This window comes from Halomonas sp. MCCC 1A11062 (genome assembly GCF_021404355.1).
In the GTDB taxonomy this organism is placed as follows: Bacteria; Pseudomonadota; Gammaproteobacteria; order Pseudomonadales; family Halomonadaceae; genus Halomonas; species Halomonas aerodenitrificans.
The window spans coordinates 79,973-94,733 of sequence record NZ_JABFTW010000014.1; the positions used below are offsets into that span (position 1 = coordinate 79,973).

General features: G+C 62.8%; 23 protein-coding genes. 1 reads left to right on the forward strand and 22 read right to left on the reverse strand.

Annotation, left to right across the window (positions count from 1 at the left end; translation table 11 throughout):
• Positions 1 to 3: 3 nt before the first annotated feature.
• Positions 4 to 663: a single-stranded DNA-binding protein gene (gene ssb, locus HOP58_RS15265; protein WP_234260805.1), complete on the reverse strand. Its 660-nt coding sequence runs from the start codon at positions 661 to 663 to the stop codon at positions 4 to 6.
• Between the two features lie 74 nt (positions 664 to 737).
• Entirely contained in the window at positions 738 to 2,126 is a 1,389-nt protein-coding gene (locus HOP58_RS15270; RefSeq protein WP_234255599.1) for an MFS transporter, read from the reverse strand.
• Positions 2,127 to 2,291: 165 nt separating this feature from the next.
• Here HOP58_RS15270 and uvrA point away from each other — a divergent pair, with 165 nt between their 5' ends.
• Entirely contained in the window at positions 2,292 to 5,153 is a 2,862-nt protein-coding gene (gene uvrA, locus HOP58_RS15275; RefSeq protein ID WP_234255600.1) for an excinuclease ABC subunit UvrA, read from the forward strand.
• Positions 5,154 to 5,253: 100 nt separating this feature from the next.
• Here uvrA and rplQ read toward each other — a convergent pair whose 3' ends face one another.
• The 20 genes from rplQ to rplP form a co-directional block, all read right to left on the reverse strand.
• A complete protein-coding gene (rplQ, locus tag HOP58_RS15280; RefSeq protein WP_010626491.1) occupies positions 5,254 to 5,649 on the reverse strand; it encodes a 50S ribosomal protein L17 in 396 nt (131 codons plus the stop codon).
• A gap of 39 nt (positions 5,650 to 5,688) precedes the next feature.
• Positions 5,689 to 6,687 (reverse strand): DNA-directed RNA polymerase subunit alpha, encoded by a 999-nt coding sequence (gene rpoA, locus HOP58_RS15285; RefSeq protein ID WP_010626490.1) that lies wholly within the window; start codon positions 6,685 to 6,687, stop codon positions 5,689 to 5,691.
• Positions 6,688 to 6,769: 82 nt separating this feature from the next.
• Positions 6,770 to 7,390, reverse strand: coding sequence for a 30S ribosomal protein S4 (gene rpsD, locus HOP58_RS15290; RefSeq protein ID WP_010626489.1), 621 nt, complete (start codon positions 7,388 to 7,390; stop codon positions 6,770 to 6,772).
• Positions 7,391 to 7,402: 12 nt separating this feature from the next.
• A complete protein-coding gene (rpsK, locus tag HOP58_RS15295) occupies positions 7,403 to 7,789 on the reverse strand; it encodes a 30S ribosomal protein S11 (protein WP_010626488.1) in 387 nt (128 codons plus the stop codon).
• A 39-nt stretch (positions 7,790 to 7,828) separates the two neighbouring features.
• Entirely contained in the window at positions 7,829 to 8,185 is a 357-nt protein-coding gene (gene rpsM, locus HOP58_RS15300) for a 30S ribosomal protein S13 (RefSeq protein WP_010626487.1), read from the reverse strand.
• A gap of 122 nt (positions 8,186 to 8,307) precedes the next feature.
• Positions 8,308 to 8,421, reverse strand: coding sequence for a 50S ribosomal protein L36 (gene rpmJ, locus HOP58_RS15305; RefSeq protein ID WP_009099023.1), 114 nt, complete (start codon positions 8,419 to 8,421; stop codon positions 8,308 to 8,310).
• 50 nt (positions 8,422 to 8,471) lie between these two features.
• The gene (gene secY, locus HOP58_RS15310) at positions 8,472 to 9,803 is read right to left on the reverse strand and encodes a preprotein translocase subunit SecY (protein WP_026037871.1); all 1,332 of its coding nucleotides are present in this window, start codon (positions 9,801 to 9,803) and stop codon (positions 8,472 to 8,474) included.
• Positions 9,804 to 10,238, reverse strand: a complete 435-nt coding sequence (gene rplO, locus HOP58_RS15315) for a 50S ribosomal protein L15 (RefSeq protein WP_010626485.1) — start codon at positions 10,236 to 10,238, stop codon at positions 9,804 to 9,806.
• 3 nt (positions 10,239 to 10,241) lie between these two features.
• Positions 10,242 to 10,424 (reverse strand): 50S ribosomal protein L30, encoded by a 183-nt coding sequence (gene rpmD, locus HOP58_RS15320; protein WP_010626484.1) that lies wholly within the window; start codon positions 10,422 to 10,424, stop codon positions 10,242 to 10,244.
• Between the two features lie 5 nt (positions 10,425 to 10,429).
• Positions 10,430 to 10,930, reverse strand: a complete 501-nt coding sequence (rpsE, locus tag HOP58_RS15325) for a 30S ribosomal protein S5 (protein ID WP_010626483.1) — start codon at positions 10,928 to 10,930, stop codon at positions 10,430 to 10,432.
• A gap of 11 nt (positions 10,931 to 10,941) precedes the next feature.
• Complete coding sequence (gene rplR, locus HOP58_RS15330) at positions 10,942 to 11,292, reverse strand: 50S ribosomal protein L18 (protein WP_010626482.1); 351 nt, start codon at positions 11,290 to 11,292, stop codon at positions 10,942 to 10,944.
• Positions 11,293 to 11,301: 9 nt separating this feature from the next.
• A complete protein-coding gene (rplF, locus tag HOP58_RS15335; RefSeq protein ID WP_010626481.1) occupies positions 11,302 to 11,832 on the reverse strand; it encodes a 50S ribosomal protein L6 in 531 nt (176 codons plus the stop codon).
• Positions 11,833 to 11,841: 9 nt separating this feature from the next.
• The gene (gene rpsH / locus HOP58_RS15340) at positions 11,842 to 12,234 is read right to left on the reverse strand and encodes a 30S ribosomal protein S8 (protein ID WP_010626480.1); all 393 of its coding nucleotides are present in this window, start codon (positions 12,232 to 12,234) and stop codon (positions 11,842 to 11,844) included.
• Positions 12,235 to 12,266: 32 nt separating this feature from the next.
• Complete coding sequence (gene rpsN / locus HOP58_RS15345; RefSeq protein WP_010626479.1) at positions 12,267 to 12,572, reverse strand: 30S ribosomal protein S14; 306 nt, start codon at positions 12,570 to 12,572, stop codon at positions 12,267 to 12,269.
• A 10-nt stretch (positions 12,573 to 12,582) separates the two neighbouring features.
• The gene (gene rplE / locus HOP58_RS15350; protein ID WP_010626478.1) at positions 12,583 to 13,122 is read right to left on the reverse strand and encodes a 50S ribosomal protein L5; all 540 of its coding nucleotides are present in this window, start codon (positions 13,120 to 13,122) and stop codon (positions 12,583 to 12,585) included.
• A gap of 18 nt (positions 13,123 to 13,140) precedes the next feature.
• Positions 13,141 to 13,458 carry a 50S ribosomal protein L24 gene (gene rplX / locus HOP58_RS15355; protein ID WP_010626477.1) on the reverse strand — a complete coding sequence of 106 codons (318 nt, stop codon included), beginning with the start codon at positions 13,456 to 13,458 and terminating at the stop codon, positions 13,141 to 13,143.
• Between the two features lie 14 nt (positions 13,459 to 13,472).
• Positions 13,473 to 13,844: a 50S ribosomal protein L14 gene (gene rplN / locus HOP58_RS15360; RefSeq protein WP_010626476.1), complete on the reverse strand. Its 372-nt coding sequence runs from the start codon at positions 13,842 to 13,844 to the stop codon at positions 13,473 to 13,475.
• 39 nt (positions 13,845 to 13,883) lie between these two features.
• A complete protein-coding gene (gene rpsQ, locus HOP58_RS15365) occupies positions 13,884 to 14,144 on the reverse strand; it encodes a 30S ribosomal protein S17 (protein WP_010626475.1) in 261 nt (86 codons plus the stop codon).
• Position 14,145: 1 nt separating this feature from the next.
• Entirely contained in the window at positions 14,146 to 14,337 is a 192-nt protein-coding gene (rpmC, locus tag HOP58_RS15370) for a 50S ribosomal protein L29 (RefSeq protein ID WP_010626474.1), read from the reverse strand.
• Positions 14,337 to 14,750 carry a 50S ribosomal protein L16 gene (gene rplP, locus HOP58_RS15375; protein WP_010626473.1) on the reverse strand — a complete coding sequence of 138 codons (414 nt, stop codon included), beginning with the start codon at positions 14,748 to 14,750 and terminating at the stop codon, positions 14,337 to 14,339. Before rplP ends, rpmC begins: the two co-directional genes overlap by 1 nt.
• Positions 14,751 to 14,761 lie beyond the last annotated feature (11 nt).

Sequence of the window (14,761 nt, forward strand, 5' to 3'; positions counted from 1 at the left end):
GCGTCAGAACGGGATCTCGTCGTCGAAATCGTCGAAGCTGCCCGGGTCGGGGGCACCGTAGTTGTTCTGCTTCTGACCGCCCTGCTGAGGCTGGCCGCCCTGCTGAGGCTGACCGCCCTGCTGAGGCTGACCGCCCTGTGCCGGCGGGCGCTGCTGGGGCTGGCCGCCGCCATAGCCGCCCTGCTGCGGCGCATTGTTGCCGAAGCCGCCGCCCTGAGCCGGCGGGGCGCCATAGCCGCCCTGTTGCGGCATGGGCGCGCCCTGAGGTGCTCCGTAGCCGCCGCCCTGCTGCTGCATACCGGCGCCCTGACCGCCGAACTCGCCGCCACGGGTATCGAGCATCTGCATGTCGTTGCAGACGATCTCGGTGGTATAGCGGTCCTGACCGTCCTGCCCCTGCCACTTGCGCGTCTGCAGGCGCCCTTCGAGATAGACCCGAGAGCCCTTCTTCAGATACTGCTGAGCGATCTCGGCCAGGCGGTTGAACAGTACCACCGAGTGCCACTCGGTACGCTCCTGGCGCTGCCCGCTCTGCTTGTCGGTCCAGGTGTCGGTAGTGGCGACGCGCAGGTTGGCGACGGGACTGCCGGACGGCATGAATCGCACCTCGGGATCCTGCCCCAGGTTGCCGATGAGTATGACCTTGTTGACGCCACGGGCCATGCTGGACTCCCTTTATCAAATGAACATGTGCATTGTAATGGAACGGCCGATCGGAGCTGCGCCCGAGCGACAGACTAGCCGCCCCGGTTACGACTCGAGCGGATCAGACGCGCCAGGGCATCCTCATCGAGGCGCTGCCGATCCACCTTAAGATACGCCACTCGCTCCTCGGGAACGACCATCACGTCCTCAACGCCGGCCACGTCGGCAAAGCTCGTCATCAGCGTGTCGAGAGCATCCCCGTGCTGGTCGTCGTCGAGCGCCACCACCTCGCTGGACAGATGCGGTACGGTGGGCATGCCCAGCATCAGCAGCCACCAGATGCCGACCAGCGTGGCGCTGCCGGCGAACACCGCCGCCAGCCCCCACTGCTGAGCCAGAAAGCCCCCCAGCACGCCACCGAAGAAGGCGCCCAGGAACTGACTGGTGGAGTAGACGCCCATTGCCGTGCCCTTGGCCCCGGCCGGTGCCAGCTTGCTCAACATCGAAGGCAGCATCGCCTCCAGCAGGTTGAACGCCACGAAGAACAGCAGCAGCCAGGCGAACAGCGCCCAGCCACCACCGAAGACGGCCAGCCCGACCAGGCTTGCGCCGATCGCCGCGATCGCCGTCAGGCTCATGCCGCGCATGCGCTGACGCTTCTCGGCGATGACCACCAACGGCACCATGCCGACGAAAGCCAGCGCCATGATGCCGAGATAGGTCAGACCATGACGCTCGGCCTCGATGCCCGCCTCGACCAGGCGAAACGGCACGGCAACGAAAATCGCCATCAGCACCAAGTGCAGGGCGAAGATCGACAGGTCCAGCCGCCACAGGTCGGCGCGGGTGAGAATGGCGTTCAGCTGCCGGCGGTCGATGCCCACGTCGCGATGACGCAGCCGACGCGGCGCCGGCGGCACCAGCTTCCACAATACCACCAACCCCAGCGCGGCGAGCATGGCGGTGAACCAGAACACCGATGAGAGACCGAACGTCGCGGCCAGCCAGGGGCCCAGCACCATGGCCACGGCAAAGGCCACGCCGATGGAGAGACCGATGGTGGCCATGGCCGCGGTGCGCACCTGCTCGCGGGTCTGATCGGCCAGCAGTGCCATGATCGCCGCCGCCACCGCCCCGCTGCCCTGCAGGCAGCGCCCCAGGATCACCCCGCCGATGGAATCGGCATTGGCCGCCACCACGCTGCCGATCACGAACAGCAGCAGCCCGGCAGCGATCACCGGCTTGCGTCCCAGACGGTCGGAGAGCAGGCCGAAGGGGATCTGCAGCACCGCCTGGGTCAAGCCGTACACGCCCAGTGCCACCCCCACCAGCAGCGGCGTGGCGCCGACCAGCTCGTCGGCATACAACGCCAGTACCGGCAGCACCATGAACAGCCCCAGCATGCGCGTGGCATACAGGCCGGCCAGGCCGGTGATGGCTCGCCGTTCGGAGGCTAGCAGCAGTCCAGAGAGCTTGCGCATAGGGAGTCAGACGATTCCATGGGTAGGCGGGCCGAGGCCCTCGAGATGAGCCGACTATTCTAACGATTCCGGCCCCTACAGGAAACGTTCCGACCAGCGGCGCTTTGGCGCGCATTGCGTCGCAGGCGTATAATCGAGGTTTTGCCAGCGCGCCATGAGGTGGGAATGGACAGGATCGTGGTCAGGGGTGCACGCACCCACAACCTCAAGCAGATCGACGTCGAGCTGCCCCGCGACAGTCTGATCGTGGTGACCGGGCTCTCCGGTTCGGGCAAGTCGTCGCTGGCCTTCGACACGCTCTACGCCGAGGGCCAACGGCGCTACGTGGAATCGCTCTCCACCTATGCCCGCCAGTTCCTGTCGATGATGGAGAAACCCGACGTCGACCACATCGAGGGGCTGTCGCCGGCGATCTCCATCGAGCAGAAATCGACCTCTCACAACCCGCGCTCCACGGTCGGCACCATCACCGAGATCTACGACTACCTGCGCCTGCTGTTCGCCCGCGCCGGCACGCCGCGCTGCCCCGAACACGGCGAGGATCTCGAGGCCAGCACCATTTCGCAAATGGTCGATCAGGTGCTGGCCCTACCCGAGGGCAGCAAACTGATGCTGCTGGCGCCGGTGGTCAAGGGCCGCAAGGGCGAGCACCTGCAGCTGCTCGCCGAGCTGCGCGCCCAGGGCTTCGTGCGGGTGATGGTCGACGGTCAGGCGCTGGAGCTCGACGACATCGCACCGCTGGACAAGAACAAGAAGCACGATATCAGCGTGGTGGTGGATCGCATCAAGGTGCGCGAGGGGCTCCAGCAGCGCCTGGCGGAATCGTTCGAGACTGCGCTCAATCTGGCCGACGGCATCGCCGTGGTGCACTTCATGGATGGCGAGGCCGAGGACATCACCTTCTCGGCGCGCTTCGCCTGCCCGGTGTGCGGCTACGCCATTGCCGAACTCGAGCCGCGCATGTTCTCGTTCAACAACCCGGCCGGCGCCTGCCCCACCTGCGACGGCCTGGGCGTACAACAGGTATTCGACCCCGACAAGCTGATCAGCCACCCGGAGCTGTCCCTGGCCGAAGGCGTGATCAAGGGCTGGGACCGGCGCAGCGTCTACTACTTCAGCCAGCTGCAGGCAGTGGCAGATCACTACCGCTTCACCCTCGAGACACCGTGGCAGGACCTGGCCCGCCACGAGAAGGAGCTGATTCTCTACGGCAGCGGCGACGACGAGATCGCCTTCAGCTACGTCAACGACCGCGGCCGCCGCGTGACCCGCGAGCACCCCTTCGAGGGCGTGCTGCCCAACATGCAGCGACGCTACCGCGAAACCGAATCGAGCATGGTGCGCGAGGAGCTGGCGCGCTACATCGCTGACCGCCCCTGCCCCAGCTGTCACGGCTCGCGCCTGCGCAAGGAGTCCCGCCACGTCTTCGTCGACGAACATACCCTGCCGCAGATCGTGCAGCTGCCCATCGGCGAAGCATGGGACTACTTCCAGCGGCTGACCCTACCGGGGCGCAAGGGCGAGATCGCCCAGAAGGTGATCAACGAGATCCACGCCCGGCTGGAGTTCCTGGTCAACGTCGGCCTCGACTATCTCAACCTGGAGCGCAGCGCCGAGACCCTCTCCGGCGGCGAGGCCCAGCGCATTCGCCTGGCCAGCCAGATCGGCGCCGGCCTGGTGGGCGTGATGTACATCCTCGACGAGCCCTCCATCGGCCTGCATCAGCGTGACAACGACCGCCTGCTCAAGACCCTGATCCACCTGCGCGACCTGGGCAACACCGTGATCGTGGTCGAGCATGACGAGGACGCCATCCGCGCCGCCGACCACGTACTCGACATCGGCCCCGGCGCCGGCGTACACGGCGGACGTATCGTTGCCCAGGGCACGCCGGAAGCGGTGATGGCCAGCGACCACTCGCTCACCGGCCAGTACCTATCGGGCAAGCGCCGCATCGAGGTGCCCAAGTGGCGCATCCCCGGCAACCCGGAGAAGCAGCTGCGGCTGACCGGCGCCCACGGCAACAACCTGCGCAATGTCAGCCTGACCCTGCCGCTGGGGCTGTTCATCTGCGTCACGGGTGTCTCCGGTTCGGGCAAGTCGACGCTGATCAACTCGACCCTGATGCCGATTGCCGCCCGTGAGCTCAATCACGCTACCACCCTGACCCCGGCGCCCTATGAGCACATCGAAGGGCTCGACCAGCTCGACAAGGTGATCGACATCGATCAGAGCCCCATCGGGCGTACGCCGCGCTCCAACCCGGCCACCTATACCGGCATCTTCACGCCGATCCGCGAGCTCTTCGCCGGTACCCAGGAGGCCCGCTCGCGCGGCTACAAGCCGGGGCGCTTCTCGTTCAACGTCAAGGGCGGCCGCTGCGAGGCGTGCCAGGGCGAGGGCATGATCAAGGTCGAGATGCACTTCCTGCCCGACATCTACGTGCCCTGCGACGTGTGCAAGGGCAAGCGCTACAACCGCGAGACGCTGGAGATCGAGTACAAGGGCAAGAGCATCGACGAGGTGCTCGAGATGACCGTGGAGGAAGCGCTGGAGTTCTTCAGTCCGGTGCCGGCCATCGCCCGTCGCCTGCAGACCCTGCTCGATGTTGGACTTTCCTACATCCGTCTGGGCCAGAGCGCCACCACGCTCTCCGGCGGTGAAGCCCAGCGGGTCAAGCTGGCCCGCGAGCTGGCCAAGCGCGACACCGGCAAGACGCTCTACATCCTCGACGAGCCCACCACCGGGCTGCACTTCGAGGACATTCGGCAGCTGCTCGCCGTGCTTCACCGTCTGCGCGACCACGGCAACACCATCGTGGTGATCGAGCACAACCTCGACGTGATCAAGACCGCCGACTGGATCGTCGATCTCGGCCCCGAGGGCGGCTCCGGCGGCGGGCGCATCATCGCCGAGGGCACACCGGAGCAGGTCGCCGAGATGGAAGTCTCCCACACCGGGCGCTTCCTCAAGCCATTGCTGGAGCGGGCCAGGAGCCAGCAGGCCGAGCTGGCAACGTCCAAATAGCACCGCCACAGCGCTACAGCAAAAAAACCCGGCTTCGTGAGAAGCCGGGTTTTTCGTATCTACCGCTACAGCATTGCCGGGCCGGGCCCGCCGCCGGGGATCACTCCTCGGCTGCGGCTTCCTCGACCTCCTCGACGACCGGGCGGTCAACGAGTTCGACGAAGGCCATGGGGGCGTTGTCGCCGGTGCGGAAACCGCACTTGAGGATACGGACGTAACCGCCCGGACGCTCGGCGTAACGCGGACCCAGCTCGTTGAAGAGCTTGCCGACCGCTTCTTTGGAGCGGGTGCGGCTGAAGGCCAGACGACGATTGGCGACGCTGTCCTGCTTGGCCAGGGTGATCAGCGGCTCGATGACGCGACGCAGCTCCTTGGCCTTGGGCAGGGTTGTCTTGATCACTTCATGCTCGATCAGCGACACGCTCATGTTCTTGAACATGGCCTGGCGATGCGAGCTGGTGCGATTCAGATGACGACCACTCTTACGATGACGCATGGTTGCAATTCCTTACCAAACTGGGACTCGAGTCGACGCTCACGCAGAGGCCTTGTCGTCCTTCAGGCTCGCCGGCGGCCAGTTCTCCAGCCGCATGCCGAGGGAAAGACCGCGAGCAGCCAACACGTCCTTGATTTCGTTCAAAGACTTCTTGCCGAGGTTCGGCGTCTTGAGCAGCTCGACTTCGGTGCGCTGAATCAAGTCGCCGATGTAGTAGATGTTCTCGGCCTTCAGGCAGTTGGCACTGCGGACGGTCAACTCGAGATCGTCTACGGGGCGCAGCAGGATCGGATCGACGTGATCCTCTTCCTCCTCGATCTCCTGCTCCTTGTCGGCTTCCAGGTCGACGAACGCTGCCAGCTGCTCCTGCAGGATGGTGGCGCTGCGACGGATGGCCTCTTCCGGATCCAGGGTGCCGTCGGTTTCCAGGTCGATGATCAGCTTGTCCAGGTCGGTACGCTGCTCGACACGGGCGGCATCGACGGCATACGAGACGCGACGCACGGGGCTGAAGGTGGCATCCAGCTGCAGGCGACCGATGGCACGCGACTCATCGTCGGCACCAACACGAGCATCAGCCGGCTCATAGCCACGGCCACGAGCGATCTTGAGCTGCATCTTGAGCTCGGCACCCTCGTTGACGTGAGCGATGACATGCTCCGGGTTGACGATCTCGACGTCGTGATCGAGGACGATGTCGCCCGCGGTCACCACGGCCGGGCCCTGCTTGTTCAGCGAGAGCACTGCCTCGTCGCGACTGTGCATGCGGATGGCCACGTCCTTGAGGTTCAGGAGAATCTCGATGACGTCTTCCTGAACACCCTCGATCGCGCTGTACTCATGCTCGACACCTGCGATCTCGACTTCCACCACGGCGCAGCCGGGCATGGACGAGAGCAGAATGCGACGCAGCGCATTGCCCAGGGTATGGCCAAAGCCACGCTCGAACGGCTCGAGCACGATCTTCGCGTGATGCGCGCTGATCTCTTCGACCTTGATATCGCGCGGACGGAGAAACTCTGTCACTGAACGCTGCATAACTACACCTTTGAGGCTGCCTAACGGTTACTCGGTACTCGCTGCCGGCCCCGAGGGGCCGGCGCGACGCGGTCAGCGACGCTTACTTCGAGTACAGCTCGACGATCAGGTTTTCGTTGATGTCGGCCGACAGATCGCCGCGCTCCGGGATAGCCTTGAAGGTGCCTTCCATCTTCTTCGCGTCGACCTCGATCCAGGCGACGTCGCCACGGTTGGCAGCGATGGAGAGAGCACTCTGGATGCGCGCCTGGTTCTTCGCCTTCTCGCGAACGGAAACCACGTCACCGGGCTTGACCTGATAGGAAGCCACGTTGACGGTGCGGCCGTTGACCGCGATCGCCTTGTGGCTCACCAGCTGGCGTGCCTCGGAACGAGTGGAGCCGAAGCCCATGCGGTAGACGACGTTGTCCAGTCGGGATTCGAGCAGCTGCAGCAGGACTTCGCCGGTGGCGCCGGAGCGACGGGCGGCCTCCTTGTAGTAGCTGCGGAACTGCTTTTCGAGTACGCCGTAGATACGACGCACTTTTTGCTTCTCGCGAAGCTGCAAGCCGTAGTCGGAAAGACGCTGACGGCGCTGGCCGTGCACACCCGGAATCTGCTCGGATTTGCACTTCTTCTCGAAGGGAGTCACACCACTCTTGAGGAAGAGGTCGGTGCCTTCACGACGAGACAGTTTGCACTTCGGTCCAATATAACGAGCCATGAATCTGTCTCCTTAAACGCGGCGTTTCTTCGGCGGACGGCAGCCATTGTGGGGAATGGGCGTCGCGTCAGTGATGCTCTGCACGCGGAAGCCGGCGGCGCTCAGAGCGCGCACGGCGGATTCACGGCCAGGACCGGGGCCCTTGACCAGCACGTCGACGTTTTTCACACCATACTCGGCTGCAGCGGTCGCTGCACGTTCGCTTGCCACTTGAGCAGCGAACGGGGTGCTCTTGCGAGAACCACGAAAACCCGAACCACCGGCAGTTGCCCAAGAGAGAGCATTGCCCTGGCGGTCTGTGATCGTCACGATCGTGTTGTTAAAAGAGGCGTGGATGTGCGCAACGGCGTCCACTACCTGCTTTTTAACCTTTTTACGGTTGCTACGCGGGTTAGCCATGTTGATGTCTATTCCTGTCTTTACGCCAGAACGTGCGTGTTACTTGCGGATCGGCTTACGCGGGCCCTTACGGGTGCGCGCGTTAGTCTTGGTCCGCTGACCACGCAGCGGAAGACTACGACGATGACGCAGACCACGATAGCAACCCAGGTCCATGAGACGCTTGATGTTCAGCGTCACATCACGACGAAGGTCACCTTCCACGGTGTACTTGCCGACCTCTGCACGCAGGGCATCTACTTCTTCAGAAGAGAGCTCCTGGATCTTGGTGGTCGGCGCGATGCCGGTAGCGGCACAGATTTCCTGTGCACGCGTGCGGCCAATCCCGAAGATATAGGTCAGCGAGATCGCCGCATGCTTGTTGTCCGGGATATTGACGCCTGCAATACGGGCCATCAGCTTTCTCCGAAATTTGAGCGGCTTGCTCGATTAGTTACTACAAAAGGCGCAACAGCATACCCCTTTACCCATCTCAGGGCAAGGGGTATGCCGGCACCACTTATTCACAAACGCCAGAATCAACCCTGGCGCTGCTTGTGCCGCGGCTCGATGCAGATGACGCGAACCGCGCCATTGCGCCGAATGATCTTGCAGTTACGGCACATCTTCTTGACGGAAGCTCGAACTTTCATCGTTCCTTCTCCAAAATCGGCGCGGCGCGCCTTGTCACCGGCAGCGCCACTCAGCGCATGATGCCGCCGCTGCCATAGCCTTTCAGGTTGGACTTCTTCATCACCGACTCGTACTGGTGCGACATGAGATGCGACTGCACCTGGGCCATGAAGTCCATGATGACCACCACGATGATCAGCAGCGCGGTACCGCCGAAGAAGAACGGCACGTTCCACGCCACGATCAGGAACTGGGGCATCAAGGAAACCGCAGTGATGTACAGGGCGCCGCACAGGGTCAGACGGGTCATGACCTTGTCGACATAGCGAGCGGTCTGCTCACCAGGACGAATACCCGGGAGGAAGGCCCCTGACTTCTTGAGGTTGTCAGCGACATCCTTGGGATTGAAGACCAGTGCTGTGTAAAAGAAGCAGAAGAATATCACCGCCGCGCCGAAAAGCAAGATGTAGAGCGGCTGTCCCGGGCCCAGGGCCTGGGAGGCACGCTGCAACCACTCCATGCCGTCGCCCGCTCCGACCCACTGGCCAATGGAGGCAGGGAACAGCAGGATGCTGGAAGCGAAGATCGGCGGAATCACACCCGCCATGTTCACCTTCAGCGGCAGATAACTGCTCTGCCCGGCATACATCTTGTTGCCGACCTGACGCCGCGGATAGTTCACCGTGATACGGCGCTGGCCGCGTTCGATGAAGACCACGAAGGCCACGGTCGCCACGCCCAGCACGGAGAGAGCCAGCAGCGGCAGCACGTTCCACGCGCCTTCGTTGCGGGCCAGCTCGAACGCCTGTCCCACCGCACCCGGCAGGCCTGCGACGATACCGGCGAAGATCAGCAGCGAGATACCGTTGCCGATACCCTTTTCGGTGATCTGCTCGCCCAGCCACATCAGGAACACTGCACCCGACACGAAGGTGACGATGGCAGTGAAATAGAAGCTGAAGTCAGCGCTATAGGCGATGCCCTGGCTGGCCAGACCCACCGACATGCCGGTGGCCTGGACGAAGGCCAGCAGCACGGTACCGTAGCGGGTGTACTGGCTGATCTTGCGGCGACCGGCCTCGCCCTCCTTCTTCAACTGCTCGAGGTGGGGCGAGACTGCGGTCAGCAGCTGCATGATGATCGACGCGGAGATGTAGGGCATGATGCCCAGCGCCATGATACTCATGCGCTCCAGGGCGCCACCCGAGAACATGTTGAACATGCCCAGGATGGTGCCCTGCTGCTCCCTGAACAAGGCAGCAAGCTGGTCAGGATTGATACCGGGAACGGGAATATGGGCACCGATACGGTACACCACGATGGCGAGGAGCACGAAGCGCAGACGCGCCCACAGTTCACTCAGACCGCTGCCCATCGCCGGCATGTTTCCTGACTTGGCCATTTAGTCCTCTACCTTGCCGCCGGCAGCTTCGATCGCGGCACGGGCACCCTTGGTGACCTTGACGCCGCGAACGGTGACCGCCTTGTTGACGTCGCCGGAAAGAATGATCTTCGCGTGCAGAGTAGCGTCCTTGAGCACGTTGGCCTGCTTCAGGGTCTCCAGAGTGACTTCGTCACCCTCGACCTTGGCCAGCTCGCTCAGGCGCACCTCTTCGGAGACCAGCGACTTCATGGAAGTGAAGCCGAACTTGGGCAGGCGCCGCTGCAGCGGCATCTGACCACCCTCGAAACCGGGCTTCACGGTGCCGCCGCTACGCGACTTCTGACCCTTGTGGCCACGGCCACCGGTCTTACCCAGACCGGAACCGATGCCACGGCCGACGCGCTTCTCGGCGTGCTTGGAACCCGGTGCCGGGCTCAGCGTGTTGAGTTTCATGGATTACTCTCCCTCTACCCGCACAAGGTAGTTGACCTTGTGGATCATGCCGCGCACGGCAGGGGTGTCTTCCAGCTCGACCGTATGACCGATGCGGCGCAGGCCCAGGCCCTTCATAGTAGCCTTGTGCTTGGGCAGAGTGCCGATGGTGCTACGGATCTGGGTTACCTTGAGTGTGGCTGCCATGGTAGTTACCCCGTGATCGCTTCGACAGACAGACCGCGCTTGGCGGCGATGTCTTCCGGCGACTGCATGGAGGCGAGACCCTTGACGGTCGCGCGCACCACGTTGACCGGATTGGTGGAGCCGTAGCACTTGGCCAGGACGTCATGGACGCCGGCCAGCTCGAGCACGGAGCGCATGGCGCCGCCGGCGATGATCCCGGTACCTTCGGAGGCCGGCTGCATGTACACCTTGGAGGCACCGTGACGGGCCTTGACCGGGTACTGCAGGGTGTGACCCTTGAGGCTCACCTTGACCATGTTGCGGCGCGCCTGGTCCATGGCCTTCTGAATCGCGACCGGCACTTCACGCGCCTTGCCACGACCGAAGCCGACACGACCATTGCCGTCGCCAACGACGGTCAGCGCGGTGAAGCCGAAAATACGACCACCTTTGACCACCTTGGCGACACGGTTGACCTGCACGAGCTTTTCCTGCAGGTCGCCGGTGTTCTGTTCGTTCTTCGCCATCGTAAAACCCTTTAGAATTCCAGGCCGCCTTCACGTGCGGCGTCGGCCAGGGCCTTGACGCGGCCGTGGTACTTGTAACCGGCACGATCGAAGGCCACCTGGGTGATGCCAGCCTGCTTGGCACGTTCGGCAATCAGCGCACCCACCTTGGCGGCGGCGTCAGCGTTACCGGTCGCACCCGCACGCAGGTCCTTGTCCAGCGTGGAAGCGCTGGCCAGCACCTTGCCACCATCCGGCGAGATGATCTGCGCATAGATGTGACGCGGGGTACGGTTGACGCACAGGCGAAACACGCCCAGCTCGCGCATCTTGGCACGAGCGCGGCGGGCACGACGGAGACGAGATTCTTTCTTCGCGTTCATAACCCTGCCTTACTTCTTCTTGGCTTCTTTGCGACGCACCTGCTCGTCGGCGTAGCGCACACCCTTGCCCTTGTAGGGCTCGGGCGGACGGAAGGCGCGGATCTCCGCAGCCACCTGACCGAGCATCTGCTTGTCCGCGCTCTTCAGCACGATGACGGTGTTCTTCGGCGTTTCCGCCGTAACACCCTTGGGCAGGGAGTACTCGACCGGGTGAGAGAAGCCCAGTGACAGATTCAGCGTCTGGCCACTTGCCTGGGCACGATAGCCGACGCCAACGATTTCGAGGGTCTTGGTAAAGCCCTCAGAGACGCCGGTGACCAGGTTCTGGACCAGAGCTCGTGTGGTACCGACCATGGCCCAGGACTTGGCGCTCTCGCTCGGCTTGAAGGTCAGCTGACCCTCTTCCTGAGCGATGACCACGTCCGGGTGAACGGTCAGCGACAGCGTGCCCTGACCGCCCTTGGCGGTCAGCTGGTCGCCGTCGAGTTTGACGTCGACGCCGGCGGGCACTTTAACCGGATATTTGGCTACGCGGGACATTCCAGACTCCTAGAATACGGTGCAGATGACTTCGCCACCGACGCCCGCCTGACGAGCGGCACGGTCGGTCATCACGCCCTTGGAGGTGGTGACGATCGCCACACCCATGCCATCCGCCACCTTGGGCAGTTCACTCTTGCCCTTGTACTGGCGCAGGGACGGCTTGGACACCCGCTGCAGGTGCTCGATGACCGGCTTGCCCTCGAAGTACTTGAGGGTCACGGTCAGCTCGGGCTTGGTACCTTCAGCGACCGCGAAGTCGTTGATGTAACCCTCTTCCTTCAATACGCGGGCCACCTCGACCTTGAGCTTGGAGGACGGCATGGTAACCGTCTCCTTGGTGGCCATCTGCGCATTGCGGATACGGGTGAACATATCCGCCAGAGTATCTTGCATGCTCATTTACGTTGCGCTCCTGATGTTTCCGTGGCGGCTTACCAGCTGGACTTCTTCAGTCCAGGGACCTCGCCACGCATGGCGGCTTCACGCAGCTTGTTACGGCCGAGGCCGAACTTGTTGTAGTAGCCGTGCGGGCGACCAGTGATGCGGCAGCGGTTACGCTGACGCACCGGGCTGGAGTCGCGCGGCAACTGCTGCAGTTTCAGCGTCGCCTCGAAGCGCTCTTCGTCGGAAGAATTCACGCTCTGGATGATCGCCTTGAGCTCGGCACGGCGGGCCGCATACTTCTCGACCAGCTTGGTGCGCTTGAGCTCGCGTTCAATCATGCTCTTCTTTGCCATGATCCCACCCTTATTTCTTGAACGGGAAGTTCAGCGCGCTCAGCAGCGCACGACCTTCCTCGTCGGTGTTGGCAGTAGTGGTGATGGTGACATCCAGACCACGAATCCGGTCGATCTTATCATATTCGATCTCCGGGAAGATGATCTGCTCACGCACACCCATGGAGTAGTTGCCGCGACCGTCGAAGGACTTCGGGTTGAGACCACGGAAGTCACGTACGCGGGGGATCGCGATGTTGACCAGACGATCGAGGAATTCCCACATGCGCTCGGAGCGCAGGGTCACCTTGATGCCGATCGGCCAACCTTCGCGCACCTTGAAGCCCGCGATGGACTTGCGTGCCTTGGTCACCAGCGGCTTCTGACCGGAGAGCTTCTCCAGGTCGCCGATGGCATTCTCGATCAGCTTCTTGTCGCTGGTCGCGTCACCGATGCCCATGTTGAGGGTCACCTTGGTGATCCGCGGCACCTGCATCACGTTGGCGTAGCTGAACTGCTCTTTGAGCTGAGCCACCACCTCGTTCTGATAACGTTCTTTCAAGTTCGCCATTTTGCTACCCGACTCGCGTTAGGCGTCGATCTGCGTCTGCGTCGACTTGTAGATACGTACCTTGGTACCGTCTTCCTTAACCTGGAAGCCGACGCGATCCGCCTTACCGGTCTCCGAGTTGAAGATCGCCACGTTGGACGCGTGAATCGGAGCCTCGCGCTCGACGATACCGCCCTGATTGCCCGCCATAGGGTTGGGCTTGGTGTGACGCTTGATCATGTTCACACCGGACACGACGAAGCGTTCGTCCTTGAGGACGCGCTTGATCGTGCCACGCTTGCCCTTGTCCTTGCCGGCGATGACGATCACTTCATCGTCACGTTTGATCTTTTGCATGTCCGCTTCGCTCCTTACAGCACTTCAGGCGCCAGGGAAATGATCTTCATGAACTTCTCGGTACGAAGCTCACGAGTCACCGGCCCGAAGATACGGGTGCCGATCGGCTGTTCGTTGGTGTTGTTCAACAGAACTGCCGCATTTCCATCGAAGCGGATCAGCGAGCCGTCGGAACGACGAACGCCGCTGCGGGTACGAACCACCACCGCCTTGAGGACCTGGCCTTTCTTGACCTTGCCACGCGGAATGGCTTCCTTCACCGTGACCTTGATGATGTCACCGACCCGCGCGTAGCGGCGGTGCGAACCGCCCAGCACCTTGATGCACTGCACCCGGCGCGCTCCGCTGTTGTCGGCGACATCCAGCATTGTCTGAGTCTGAATCATCGGTTTTCTCCAAACCTAATCTGACTGCTCTCGCCGAGCTCAGCCCCTGGCCTGCTCGATCACCTCGACCAGCGTCCAGGCCTTCTTCTTGGACAGCGGACGGCATTCCTGGATGGAAACCGTGTCGCCGGCCTTGGCCTGGTTCGCCTCGTCATGGGCGTGCAGCTTGGTGGAGCGCTTGACGTACTTGCCATAGATCGGATGACGCTCGCGGCGCTCGATCATGACGACGATGGACTTGTCCATCTTGTCGCTCACCACCTTGCCGGTGAGCGTACGGGCTTTCTTTTCTTCGGCCATCTCAGTCACCTGCCTTCTCGTTGAGCACAGTCTTCACCCGGGCGATGTCCCGACGAACCTGCTTGAGCAGATGAGTCTGGCTGAGCTGGCCGGTGGCCTTCTGCATGCGCAGGTTGAACTGCTCGCGGAGGAGTTCGAAGAGCTGCTCCTGGAGCTGCTCGACTGACTTTTCACGAATTTCCTGGGCTTTCATCACATCACCGTCCGTTTCACAAAGGTGGTGGACACGGGCATCTTCTGAGCGGCCAGGGTGAAGGCCTCGCGGGCCAGCTCCTCGGACACGCCTTCGATTTCATACAGGACCCGACCCGGCTGGATCTGTGCGACCCAGTACTCGACGGAGCCCTTACCCTTACCCATACGGACTTCGAGTGGCTTCTTGGAAATCGGCTTGTCAGGGAAGACGCGGATCCAGATCTTACCGCCACGCTTGACGTGACGGGTGATCGCACGACGGCCGGCTTCGATCTGGCGCGCCGTGATGCGGCCGCGACCGGTTGCCTTGAGGCCGTATTCCCCGAAGCTGATCTTGCTTCCGCGATGCGCCAGGCCACGGTTGCGGCCTTTCATCATCTTGCGGAATTTCATGCGCTTGGGCTGTAACATCGATTCGCTCT